This window comes from Sandaracinaceae bacterium, from assembly GCA_020633055.1.
Classification (GTDB): Bacteria; Myxococcota_A; Polyangia; order Polyangiales; family Houyiibacteriaceae; genus JADJJE01.
In genome coordinates this window covers 845,341-857,791 of the sequence record JACKEJ010000004.1, presented here as the reverse complement: position 1 = coordinate 857,791, position 12,451 = coordinate 845,341, and the positions used below count along the sequence as shown (strand labels likewise).

Below are 12,451 nucleotides of genomic sequence, written 5' to 3'. Positions count from 1 at the left end.
TTCATCGCACCTGCCCCGCTTCGACGGTCCAGACCGTGTCGCACAGGGCCTCGGCGAAGCGCTCGTCGTGGCTGACGATCAGCAGCGCGCCGGGGAAGTCGTCGAGGGCGTGCTCCAGGCGCTCGATGGAGGGCAGGTCCAGGTGGTTGGTGGGCTCGTCCAGCAGGATGGCGTCGAGCGGGCGCGCGAGCCCCGCGGCCAGCGCGAGCTTGCGCGCCTCGCCCAGCGAGGGGGCGGAGGAGCTGGTCACGATGGTGGGGTCACAGCCCAGCGCCGCGAGCCGCTGGAACGCGCGACCGCGGACGTCCGGGGGCAGCGCCAGCAGGTCCTGCTGATGGCGCGTGACGACGTCGCGCTCCAGCTCTTGCGGCACGTACAGCGCGCGCGGTCGCTCACGGGCCTTCAGCAGCGCACGCAGGAGCGACGTCTTGCCCGCGCCGTTCTCGCCACGCAGCCACACCCGCTCGCCGCGGCGCAGCGCCACGTGCACGTCGCGCAGCACCACCCGCTCGCCGGCGCACACGTCTTGCCCGTCGAGCGACAGCAGCAGCGGTCCGCCACCGCCCGTGCTCTCGAACGTGAGCGCGCGACCCCGCTCGGCGCACACCTTGGGGAGGGCCGCGAGGGTCTCCTGCGCGCGCCCCAGCTGGGCATCGCGCGTGGCGGCCGCGCGCCCCAGCCGCGCCTCGGCCCACTCGGCGCGCGTACGCGCGAGGATGCCGCGCGCGTCGTTGTCCTTCGGTGAGCGCGCGCGGTGCTTGGTGGAGATCATACGCTCCGCGCCGGCGCGTGCGCGCTGGGCACGCTCCGCCGAGCGCGTGAGCCGCGAGACCTCGGCGCGGGCCACGTCACGCGCCGCGCGCGCCGCGGCCCGCCCTTGCGCGCGCCCCTCTGCGGCGGCCGTGTAGCCGCCCGCCCAGGCGCGCGCGCCGCCCTCTTCGAGCCACACCGTCTGCGTGCACAGCGCGTCCAGCCAGGCGCGGTCGTGGGACACCAAGAGGCCGATGCCGGAGAAGCGCGCGAGCGCAGCCAGCACCTGCTCGCGCGCCTCCGCATCCAGGTGGTTGGTGGGCTCGTCCAGCACCAGCACGTCGGGCTCGTCCACCAGCGCGGCGCACAGGTGCGCGCGCATGCGCTCGCCGGGCGACAGCGTGTCCCAGCGCGCGAGCTCGGCGGGATCCACGGAGAGCCGCCCGCACCAGCGCGCGGCGATGCGGTCGTAGCGCGACGTGAGCGCGTCCACCGTGGGGGTGCGGTGCTCCGTGGCTTGCGGCACGAACGCGACGCGCGCGATGTCGGCCGAGCGCATGACGTGCCCGCGCGTAGGCGCGAGGGCACCCGTGACGAGCGCGAGCAGCGTGCTCTTGCCCGCACCGTTCGCGCCGACGACGCCGTGCCAGCCGGGGGCGAAGCTGAGGTCGAGGTTCTCGAGCACGGCGCGCGTCGCGTCGTACCCGAACGAGAGGTGAGAGAGGACGATGGAGGGCATGGGGACCTACGGAGAAACAGCTCGGGCGGTGGCGTCGCGTGGTCGCGGGCGTCGCGCGAACGACGGCCGAGGGCCCGAGCGGTGGACACGACCCCGCGCACTCGCGCGTACGGGCGGGTGCAGGGCGGGGCGGGTGGTGAGCGCTTCAGTAGGTCATCGTCGCGACGCGTTGGCGCCGCCCGTACGTTGTGGCGTCTTGGTTTCGCTGCGTCAAGGGCGCGCTCGAGTTTGCGATGTGCGCGTCTCGCCCCTACTTTGTTGGCCTGAGTGTGACTCCTCGTGGAGATCGGGCGCCCTTCCGGCGCCTCTCCCGTGGGTCCGTGCCCCGCCTCCCAGGTGGGTCCGCTTCGCGTTGAGGACGCTCATCCACGAGGGCTCGCGGCCAGCGCGCCGGCCGCCCTCCCACCCCATGCAAAGGACACATTTTGGGTCGATTCCATCGTGACAGGACACTTCCTCAGGCCGAGCACCGCATCAACGGCCGCATCCGTATCCCCGAGATCCGAGTCATCGCCGCCGACGGCGAGCCGCTCGGGATCATGCACCCCGACGAGGCGCGCGAGCTCGCACGCGCCCAGGGCCTCGACCTGGTCGAGGTGGCACCGAACGTGCGACCGCCCGTCTGCCGCCTGATGGACTACGGCAAGTTCAAGTACGACAAGAAGAAGCAGCGCGCGGCCAGCAAGAGCGCCTCGACCAGCCTGAAGATCGTCCAGATGCGGCCCAAGACCGACGATCACGACCTCCACACGAAGCTCGCGCGCGCCCGCGGCTTCCTCGAGCGAGGCGACAAGGTGAAGCTCGTGATGCGCCTGCGCGGTCGCGAGAACGCCTACCCCGAGCGCTGGACGGCCATGATGCAGGAGTACTTCGAGGAGTCGCTGGCGAGCATCGCGCGCGTCGCCTCGCGCCCCAGCCTGCAAGGCCGCGCCATCGCGATGGTGGTCGAGCCCAGCTGACGCTCAGGGTTCGACGCCCAGGTACGGGCGCGCCTGCTTGAGCACGATGCGCCCGTCCGTGACCTCGATCTCCACGTCGAGGCGCAGCCCCGTGAGCTGCGGATAGACGTTCGCGGCGAAGTGGTCGTGCACGGTGAACAGCAGCGCGCCCAGCTGGGCTTGCATGGCCGTGTCGTACAGCGGCTGCGCCCCTGGTGAGAGCGACGACGGGATCGCCACCCGCACGTCGCTCATGCCGTTGGGCGCGGCCGGCGTGCGCCGGAAGGTCAGCGTCTCGGGCACCGCGCCGGGGTCGATGGGTCGAACGATGCCCACCTCGCCCAGCTGCGAGACCACGCGGTAGAGCGGGTCGCCCGCGTCCGGGCGCAGGTGCGTGACGGCCACCGACTCCATGCGCTCCATCACGAAGGTGGGCTGCACGGCGATGCCCATGAACACGTCGGTGTGCGGGATGCCGTAGTACTCCCGCTCGTCGTACGCGCGCAGGTTCCAGAGGCTGCGCCACACCTTGCGCACCGCGTCCGCCACGGTCTTCTCGTCGGTCAGGTCGTCCTCGAGGTCCGCGATGATGTCCGCCACCCACCAGCGCTCCGGGTGCGCGGTCTGCTCCGCGCGTCGGCGCGCGAGCTCGGCCTCGATGAACGTGCGGTGCTCGGCGCTCAAGCAGTGCGAGGGGCCCACGGTGTCGGCGTCCAGGTCGTCCGCCAGGCAGCCCGTCTTCGAGTCGTACAGGCCCGCGCCGCTGAACGCATCCAGGTCCTCCGCGTTGGTGCTGGAGCGGAAGCGAATGAACGTGGTGGCCGCGTCCGCACCGAAGACCTCGCGCAGGCGCGCGTCCAGCGCCGCGAAGAACCCGGGCTGGAACGCGCCGTTGCGGATGTCCTTGCGGAGGTCGTCGAGCGCCTCCGCGCGGTAGGCGCGATCGGTGCCCACTTGCGGGTCGGCCAGCAGGGCCGTGATGTTGGCGTCGAGGCCGTTGTGCACGATGAAGTCGCGGTAGGCGCTGAACGGGATGCCGAAGCCCTCGACGCGGTTCTGCGCAGGCAAGACGGCGTGCAGCTCACCCAGGTTGGCGGCCTTCGCGCCGTAGGCGATGGCGTCTTCGTGCGTGAGCGTGTCCATGCCTTCGAGCGCCGTCACGTTCAGGTCGCTGGACACGGGGCCCACCATCGGGCGGTGCGCCTCCCAGTAGGCCTCGGCCTCGGCCAGCGTAGCCGACGTGAGCGTCAGCTCGGTCTCGGTGGCCACCACGTGCACCAGGCGATCTTCCAGGTCGCGCACGCGGCTGTCCGTGTAGGCGCGGGCCAGCAGCACGTTGGGCAGGCCGCGCTCGCGCAGCCGCAGGTTGGTGTGGCTCAGCGAGCTCTGGGGGAGTGTCGAGATCAGCCCCGCGAGCGTGCTGATGTCGGGCGGCGCGCCCTCCACCACGAGCACGTCGCGCGAGCCGTAGTCCTCGGGGACCGCCGTCCCGGCCGGGATCACGTGCAGGTAGCCGTAGCTCTCGCCGACGCTATACGCCTCGTAGTCGCGGTCGATCAGGTCGGCCGGGAAGCGCACCGCCACGCCCGCGGCGTTGAGCTCGGGCACGAGCGGCCGCACGTGAACCTCTTGCTCCAGGACGCTGGGCACGAACACCAGCTGGCTCGCCGCGATGGGCGCGCAGGCCTTGAGGCGCCGGTCCAGCTCCACCAGCTGGGACACGCTCAGGTTCTCGTCCGGCTGGCGCTCCTGATAGGCGTAGTAGACGTAGATGCCCGCCTGCCCGCTGAGCGGGTGCGTGACCCGCGGGCGCCACTCGAGCGCGCCACCCCACGCGCGCCGGGTGGCCTGGCGCAGCACGAACTCCACGTAGGTGTCGAAGCTGAGGTCGCTGTACTCGGGGAACACACGCCGCAGGAACTGCGCGTGGAACGGGAAGCGGCGGCTGTTCTGGAACAAGCAGTCGGCGTCCACCAGGGGCTCGCGTCCGTCGACGCGCGCCAGGTACTTCACGGTTCCGTCTGCCGCCAAGCTCTCGAACTCGGCCACGGTGTCCAGCTGCTCGAGGTAGTCCGGCCCTTCGATCACGGCGCTGTCGGCGGCGCTCGCGTCCATCCCGGCGTCACCCGTGGCGTCTCCGGCGCCACACGCGGCCAGTGCGAGGGGGGCGAGCATGGCGGGCACCGCGAGCTGCGCCAGCAGCTGCATCCGCCGCGCGAGCCGCGTTCGCCGCCAGGGCCCGCGTGCGGGATGGGCGGGCGCACGCGTCGCGTGCGGGGTCACGGGAAGCTCCGCAGCAGGCAGTGGTTGAGGTCGTTCGGGGTCACGTCGCAGGCCGTCGCGCGCAGCGTGATGGGTGCGGCGCCGTCGATCTGCAGCGTGTCCACCCAGGCCGCCGCGTCGCCGGTGAACTCGTAGCGCATCGACACCACGTAGGTGGCCGCGCCCTCGGCCGTGGCGATGTCGGCCCAGTTGTGGTGACCGAAGTCGTACGCGAGCGCGCCCGGCTGCGTGATGCAGGTCACCACGCCGTCCTGCGCGATGCCGAAGCGCACCAGGTCGTACGCCCAGGTCTCGCCCACCGCGGGCCGCTCTCCCGGCTGGCGCGCGAGGCGCACCTCGATGCTTCCGTCCAGCGACGCGAAGCGCAGCGTGCCCACGAACGGGCTGTCGCCGGTGGGGGCGAGTCCCGCGAAACACGCGTCCAACGTGCTCGGCGCCGTGCCCGTGTCGCCATGGCCCGCGTCGTTCGCCCCCGGGGCGTGGCTGGTGCCGCAGGCGACGAGCCCGGCGCAGAGCGCGACGATCAATCCGACGATGCGTCGGGAGTTGGCGGGCCAGGTGACGCAGTGGGCGCCGCAGGGAGCCGTGGTCACTCGACGGTCCACGTGTGCGACTCGACCGTCAGCGTGCTCAGCCGATCGAGCGCGCAGTCCACCGCGTAGGCAGCGTCGGGTTGGTAGTCGTCCCACGGCTCGAGGTTCTCGACCTCGATGCCGCACACCCCGTCGATGGGCGCGTCGAACAGGACCGCGAAGTGTCGCTCGAAGTGATGGTGCGAGGGGTTGTAGACCAGCTTGAAGAAGTCGCGCTGATCGAAGTCCGTGCCGCGGAAGGTGCCCGTGGCGCGCACGTAGGCAGCCGGCTCGGTGCTGGCCGCGCTCTCGCCGATGCGCAGCTCGAAGGTCACGTCCCCGTCGTCGCCCAGCTGCACCTCGTGCAAGTGCACCGAGCTGTCCTCGTGTGTGCAGGAGTCGAAGTAGATCTCCGCGCCGGGCTCACAGCTGGCCGCGAGGCACAGCGAGAAGCCGAACGAGAAGCCCGAGTCCCCGAAGGGGTCGTAGGGGCTTCCGTCGATGATCGGCGTGGGGAGCACCGCGCCCCGCTGCGTCGGGTAGAAGTCTGCCGTGAAGGACGCGCCCACCAACGACTGCGTCACGTGCAGCTGATGAAACGTGTCTTGTTCGTACATGCTGCTGCTGTGCGTGATGCTTCCGTCGGCGCCGGAGAGCGCGGGGCCTGGGCCGTCGGCGAGGGCGAGGCACAGGGGGAGCACGAAGGGGTAGGGCCCCGCGCTGGTCGGCAGGCGATAGGCGCCCGCGACGATGCGCAGCTGGACCTTGGCGGCGAGCTCCTCCTGCAGGGTGCGCCCCTCGTGGAAGCGGGTGCAGTAGACGGCGCCCTCGGTGGCGCTGAGCGCGATGGGCCAGCTGCTCTCTCCCACGAACGCTTCGGCACTTGGGCAGTGCGCGAAGCGTGGGTCCGTGAGGCCGCCGTCGGGGTGTCCGAGGTCCCCACCACCGCTGTCGCTCGTCCCTTGATCGGAAGGGTTGCCGGAGGAGGTCCCCCCGCACCCGCTCAGCGCGGTGGCACAGACCAGCAGCCAAGCGGGAGCGGGGGCGGATGGGAGACCGGGGATAAGCATAAGAGTCCCCAGCCTAGCCTCCCCGCCTGGGTGGGCCCGGCTGCTGCGGCGCGCGCCCCCGAGTTTCCGTATTCGCGCTGTATACGGGTACGGCGGATACTCCCCACGCGGCGGGGGCTGGTCCACCCTCCACTCCATGTGCTAGGAGCCCTCCCACTGTGCCCCGTGGGGGCCCAGGAGGAGTGGCCGAGCGGTCTAAGGCGGCGGTTTTGAAAACCGCTGAACGCAAGTTCCGGGGGTTCGAATCCCTCCTCCTCCGCCAACACCTTTGCGCTGTTCGAATCTGCCTGGAGAGACCATGTCCGAAGTCGTTGAAGCCATCCTCGCGAACTACGCCGGCGAGACCCCCGGGGTGCTCGGCAACCTGCGCCGCATCCTCAACCACGGTCGCCTGGGCGGCACGGGCAAGCTGGTCATCCTGCCGGTCGACCAGGGCTTCGAGCACGGCCCCGCGCGCAGCTTCGCGCCCAACCCCGTGGGCTACGACCCCAAGTACCACCCCCGCCTCGCGCTCGAGTCCGGCTGCAACGCCTACGCCGCGCCGCTCGGCTTCATCGAGGCCGTGGCCGCCGAGTACGCCGGGCGCCTGCCGCTCATCCTCAAGGTCAACAACAGCGACGGCCTGGGCGAGCCCCCGGCCCCGTGCTCCGCGCTGACCTCGGCCGTGGAGGACGCGGTGCGCCTCGGCTGCTCGGCCATCGGCTACACCATCTACCCGGGCAGCAGCCTGCGAAACCAGCAGTATCAGGACCTGCGCGACCTCATCCGCGCGGCGCGCGCCGCGGGCCTGCCCACCGTGCTGTGGTCCTACCCGCGCGGCAACCTGCCCACCGAGGCCGAGACCGCCGTGGATGTGGTCGCCTACGCCGCGCAGATCGCGGCGCAGCTGGGCGCGCACATCATCAAGGTGAAGCCCCCGACGGCGCTGGTGCACCAGAGCGCGGCGAAGAAGAACTACGAGGGCATCCCCATCGCCACGCTGTCCGAGCGCATCGCCCACATCGTGCAGGCTGCGTTCGACAACCGCCGCATCGTCATCTTCTCGGGCGGCGCCGCCAAGGGCACCGAGGCCGTGCTCGAAGAGATCCGTGGCATCGCGGACGGCGGCGGCTACGGCTCCATCGTCGGCCGCAACGCGTTCCAGCGCAGCCCCGAGGAGGGTCGCGCGCTGCTGTCGTCCATCATGGACATCTACGCCGCCGCCGCCGCCAAGGGCTGACGTCTCCCCCGGACCGCTGCAGACGCGTGACCACCGTCACGAGCGCACGCGCGGAAGCTGTAGCGCCGCGTGGGCCTACAGCGAGCGCGCGGCTCGGTGTTCGTGTTTGGGTGGACATGCGCTCCTCCCTCCGGCGCACCCGTGCAGGCGGCAAGGGGCGCGCGCAGCGAGCCACGCTGACCCGACCGCGTGAGGTTGTCGCGTGCACGGCTGCTCGTTCGGGGCTTTCCGGCGCCGGGGCGTGCTCGAGCACCTCGGCGGTGTGGCCGTTGAGCCGGAGTGGTTCACGTGTGCTGCCGATGTGGTTGGTGTCGTGGCGGCGCTGTTACCCTGGACTGCGTACTGGAACTCCGAGAAGCGCCGCCATGACCGTCTGGGTATCGAGCCGCCACATCGAGACGTCTCCCGTTCGTCGGGCGACACGTTGTCTGCGGATGGCCCCGGTGTTGGCGGGCCTGGTGGCGGTCCTCGCGGGCGTGGGGTGTGGGGAGGGGATGCCGCCCGAGGCATGTGCGGGAGGCACGTACGACCATGACCATGACGCGGCGACGGCTTGCGTGGCGTGGACAGTGTGCGGTGCGGGGGAGTACGTGAGCGCGGCGGGCACTGCGGCGACGGATCGAGAGTGCGCCGCGTGTGCTGCGGGCGAGTTCTCGCCGACCATCAACGCGGCGAGCTGCAGCCTGTGGACGGCGTGCGCGGCGGGCACGTACGTGAGCGTGGCTGGGACGGCGGCAAGCAACCCAGTGTGCACGGGGTGCACGAGCGGCACGTACAGCGCGAGCGCTGACTCGGCGGCGTGCGTGGCGTGGACGGAGTGCGCCTCAGGCGAGTACGTGAGCACGGCAGGCAGCGCGAGCAGCGACCAAGCCTGCACGACGTGCGCGCCGGGGACGACCACCTCGGGCCCGAACCAGACCGCCTGCGTGGCGCTGACGGGGTGCGCGGCGGGCACGGTGCAGACCGCGCCTGCGACCGCGACGGATCCCGCGGTGTGCGAGGCGTGCGCTGCGGGACAGCACTGCCCGGGCGGCGAGCTCGCCGCGGTGGCCTGCGACGACGGGGACGGGACGTGGGATCACGACGGCGACCCGGCGACGGCGTGTGTGGCGCGCACAGCCTGCGCGGCGGGGACGTATGTGACGGACGAGGGCAGCGCGACAGTGGACCGTAGCTGCACCGGGTGCACGAACGGCACGTACAGCGAAGGCGCGAACGCTGCGATCTGCGCGACTCACACGGTGTGCGAGGCGGGGGAGTACGTGAGCACGGCGGGGACGGCGACGAGCGACCAGGCGTGCACAGCCTGCCCGGACGGGGAGTACACGTCGGGTCCGAACCAGGCCATGTGCGTGCCGGTCGGCGCGTGCGCGCCGGGCACCGTGCAGACCGCACCGGCGACGATGACGGCGCCGCCGGTGTGCGCAGATTGCAGCGCCGGGGAGCATTGCGCGGGCGGTGCGACGGCCGCGGTGGCCTGCACGGGCGGCACTTGGGACCACGACAGCGACCCGGCGACGGCGTGCGCACCGCGCACGGACTGTGCAGCGGGCCAGTCGGTCGTGAGCGACGGTGACGCGACCACGAACCGCACGTGCGCCGCGTGCACGGCGGGCACCTACAGCACGGGAACCAACGCAGCGAGCTGCGTCGCGTATTCGGAATGCGTGGCCGGCACCTACGTGAGCACGGCGGGGACGGCAACGAACGACCAAGCATGCATGGGCTGTCCGTCGGGGGAGTACAGCGCCACCTCGAACCTGACCATGTGCACGCCATGGCAGGTGTGCGGAGCCGGGCAGGTGGAAGACGCGCCAGGCTCGGCGACGATGGACAGGACCTGCGTGCCGGACGAGTGGACGCGGCAGTTCGGGACCGCTGGCGTCGAGTTCGCCGAGTCGGTGCACGTGGGGGCCGATGGCAGCGTGCTGGTCGCGGGCTGGACGGACGGAACCTTGCCGGGACAAGCCAGCGCGGGTTCGACGGACGCGTTCGTGCGGAAGTACGACGTGTCGGGCACAGAGCTATGGACGCGCCAGTTCGGGACCGCGAACGGCGATTTCGCCTATTCGGTGAGTGTGGGGACGGATGGCAGCGTGCTCGTCGCAGGCCTCACGCAGGGCACGTTGCCGGGCCAAACCGGCCCGGGCATCGGCGCTAGCTTCGGCGACGGGTTCGTGCGGAAGTACGATGCAGCGGGGACGGAGCTGTGGACGCGGCAATTCGGGACCCCTGACGGCGACGTGATCGAGTCGGTGAGCGTCGGGGCAGATGGCAGCGTGCTTGTCGCGGGCGGGACAAGTGGCATCTTGTCTGGGCAAGCTGGACTCGGGGCTTTCGACGCGTTCGTGCGCAAGTACGACGCAGCGGGGACGGAGCTGTGGACGCGACAGTTCGGGACCGCGAACGGCGACTCGGCCGAGTCGGTGAGCGTCGGAGCGGATGGCAGCGTGCTCGTCGCTGGCTCCACGTTCGGCACATTCACGGGACAAACCAGCGCGGGCAGTTGGGACGCGTTCGTGCGCAAGTACGACGCGGCGGGCACGGAGCTGTGGACGCGACAGTTCGGGACCGCGAGCGACGAACACGCCAGTTCGGTGAGCGTGGCGGCGGATGGCAGCGTGCTGGTGGCGGGCGACACGCTGGGAACCTTGCCGGGACAAGCCACGGCGGGCGGTCAAGACGCGTTCGTGCGCAAGTACGACGCGGCAGGTACCGAGGTCTGGACGCGGCAGTTCGGAGGCGCGAGCTACGATCTGGCCCTCTCCGTGAGCGTGGGTGGGGACGACAGCGTGCTGGTCGCGGGCCAAACGGGTGGCACCTTGCCAGGACAAACGAGCGGGGGGAACGAGGACGCGTTCGTGCGGCAGTACGACGCCGCAGGCTCCGAGATCTGGACGCGGCAGTTCGGGACCGTGTGGTTCGACGTCGCCCTCTCGCTGAGCGTGGGCCCGGGTGGCGGCGTGCTGGTCGCGGGCCGGACGAGTGGCACCTTGCCGGGACAAGCTAGCGCGGGCGCGACGGACGCATTCGTCATGAAGCTGCGCGCGCCATGACCTGAGCCACGGCAGGATCACTCTCCGGCGGAACGTCGCAAGGGCGTGTGACGAGTCGTCAGACGGCGAGGGGTGGTGGCGGACCCGCACAGGACTCCCAGTGGCGCGCCGGGTCAGTGGCGACGACGGCGCGCGGCGAGCGTGGTGAGGGCGGCGAGCGCGGCCCAGGGCCCCACACCGACGCTGCGGCCTGGGCACAGGAAGTTGCTCTCGCGGCACCCACAGGGTGGCGTTCCGAGTACGTGTTGAGCCGCAAGAAGATGCGCGCGTCCACCGGGACGTCGGTGGCGCCCTCCGCGGGGTACGACCACACGATGGCCGGGTCCGGCAGGACACACGAAGCGCCGGCGTGCGACGTCACCGAGAGCGAGAGCGCGACCCCCACTGCGAGGGTCAGTGCGCATGCGGTCCGCGAGCGCGGGGAGTCAGTCATCTTCAGCGTCGCTCTCATCGCGCTCATGGCGCGCACTCCTCGTTGGTGGTCGCGTCTCCCTCGAAGACGCCGTGTGCCCAGCGCACCACGTGGAAGCCCGTGTCGCAGCTGTCGTCGCAGTCCGGCGCGCGCAGCCGACACAGCGTGAGCACGCCGTCGCCGTCGAGCTCCACCGTGGCGCCCTCGGGGCAGGCCGCGATCAGCGCCGGCAGCGTGGCGGGCACCAGGTCGGCGTAGCGCTCGAGACCATGCTCGCAGGTCGACCCGCACACGACGCGCCGGCCCGCCAGCGTGGCCGCCCCGTTGGTCACCTGCACCACGCTGGCGGTCCCGGTCGGCGACATGAGCGGGCAGTTGTGCTCCTCGTACCAGTAGACCCCGGGCGTCTCGGCGGCGTCGTCCAGCGCCCGCCAGGAAGCTAGGGCCGCCTGGCGAACATCGGGCAGTGCGCCGTCGATCGCGGCGTCCAGCGGGTGAATGGATGCCTCGGCACACCCCAGCATGCCGAGCAGGCCCAAGAGCGGTGACGTGATCGCGAGAGCCGAGCTTCGTGTCATGCACCTCCTACCAGCACGTTCCGTGCCGGCAATTCTGGCACAACGTGGCATGGCGCGAGCGCTGTCTTCTCTGGCGGCTTGCGTTCAGCGCTGCCGCTGCGTTTGACCAGCGCCCGCCACAGCAGCGGGCTGCGACGAGCCGGAGTTCGTGATGGCGGCCCGGGGGGTCTCGTCCGTCGCGAGAACGCAGACCTCCGTCTCGGCGGCCACCGCGAGGTAGCCCCTAAACCGTGCAACGGCTTCGTCGTGCCGCTTGGAATCAGCCGTGCTTTCGGAATCGGTCGGCATCGGAGGCGATCTCCTCGAGTCGTGAACTGTCGAACAAAAACGGTACCAGCCCAGGAGCTGAGTGCCAACCGCGGGGCCGATGTTGGACACCCCCCAACCTCTCGTAGAACTCGCATGCCTCGGGCAGTGCGGCGAGCACGATGCCGGTAGCGGCGACCTCTCGAGCGCGCGTCGCGAGCAAGTAGAAGCTCGCGAAGCCGTACCCTTGTCTGTGGCGGTGGGGGGCGACCTCGATGCGATCCACGCGGTAGAAGCAAGCGCCATCCAGCAGCACCCCAGTCTTGGCGGACCACATCGCCACGGTCTCCTCGCCCGTCGAGACTGCGAAGCGGTCCTCTGCGGCGGCGCAGATGTCGTACCAGCACCAGCCGTTGGAGGCCGCCTCGACTGTACGACTTGCGGTCCACAGATGGTCCACACGACGAGCGGTCTCGGACGATGCAACGCTGGCGCACGGCGCCAAGCCCTCCCCCACCCGGCTTCAATCAGCTGTGCGTCGGTAGTGCGAAGAGCAAGCTGCTCGGGGATGTCGGGGGTTGGGGACCG

The 12,451-nt window shown here is 71.1% G+C and carries 9 protein-coding genes and 1 tRNA gene; 4 read left to right on the top strand and 6 right to left on the bottom strand.

The genetic code is table 11. The features are described from left to right. Window position 1: 1 nt before the first annotated feature. Window positions 2-1,489: an ABC-F family ATP-binding cassette domain-containing protein gene (locus H6726_03445; protein MCB9656681.1), complete on the bottom strand. Its 1,488-nt coding sequence runs from the start codon at window positions 1,487-1,489 to the stop codon at window positions 2-4. A gap of 425 nt (window positions 1,490-1,914) precedes the next feature. On the opposite strand from H6726_03445, the gene H6726_03440 reads away from it, so the two are divergent. After that, entirely contained in the window at window positions 1,915-2,448 is a 534-nt protein-coding gene (locus H6726_03440; GenBank protein MCB9656680.1) for a translation initiation factor IF-3, read from the top strand. Window positions 2,449-2,451: 3 nt separating this feature from the next. On the opposite strand, the gene H6726_03435 is transcribed toward H6726_03440, so the two are convergent. The 3 genes from H6726_03435 to H6726_03425 all read right to left on the bottom strand — a co-directional run bounded on the left by H6726_03435 (window position 2,452) and on the right by H6726_03425 (window position 6,352). Beyond that, window positions 2,452-4,602, bottom strand: coding sequence for a hypothetical protein (locus H6726_03435; protein ID MCB9656679.1), 2,151 nt, complete (start codon window positions 4,600-4,602; stop codon window positions 2,452-2,454). A gap of 104 nt (window positions 4,603-4,706) precedes the next feature. Next, window positions 4,707-5,303, bottom strand: coding sequence for a hypothetical protein (locus H6726_03430; protein MCB9656678.1), 597 nt, complete (start codon window positions 5,301-5,303; stop codon window positions 4,707-4,709). After that, the gene (locus H6726_03425) at window positions 5,300-6,352 is read right to left on the bottom strand and encodes a hypothetical protein (GenBank protein MCB9656677.1); all 1,053 of its coding nucleotides are present in this window, start codon (window positions 6,350-6,352) and stop codon (window positions 5,300-5,302) included. The genes H6726_03430 and H6726_03425 overlap by 4 nt, the downstream gene beginning before the upstream one ends. 176 nt (window positions 6,353-6,528) lie before the next feature. On the opposite strand from H6726_03425, the gene H6726_03420 reads away from it, so the two are divergent. From H6726_03420 to H6726_03410, 3 genes are all read left to right on the top strand, one after another. Further along, a tRNA-Ser gene (locus H6726_03420) sits at window positions 6,529-6,614 on the top strand. Between the two features lie 36 nt (window positions 6,615-6,650). Then, window positions 6,651-7,571, top strand: a complete 921-nt coding sequence (locus tag H6726_03415; GenBank protein ID MCB9656676.1) for a class I fructose-bisphosphate aldolase — start codon at window positions 6,651-6,653, stop codon at window positions 7,569-7,571. Between the two features lie 434 nt (window positions 7,572-8,005). Continuing rightward, window positions 8,006-10,627: a hypothetical protein gene (locus H6726_03410; protein ID MCB9656675.1), complete on the top strand. Its 2,622-nt coding sequence runs from the start codon at window positions 8,006-8,008 to the stop codon at window positions 10,625-10,627. A gap of 456 nt (window positions 10,628-11,083) precedes the next feature. On the opposite strand, the gene H6726_03405 is transcribed toward H6726_03410, so the two are convergent. Further along, entirely contained in the window at window positions 11,084-11,617 is a 534-nt protein-coding gene (locus tag H6726_03405; protein MCB9656674.1) for a hypothetical protein, read from the bottom strand. A 259-nt stretch (window positions 11,618-11,876) separates the two neighbouring features. Continuing rightward, window positions 11,877-12,368 (bottom strand): GNAT family N-acetyltransferase, encoded by a 492-nt coding sequence (locus H6726_03400; GenBank protein MCB9656673.1) that lies wholly within the window; start codon window positions 12,366-12,368, stop codon window positions 11,877-11,879. Window positions 12,369-12,451 lie beyond the last annotated feature (83 nt).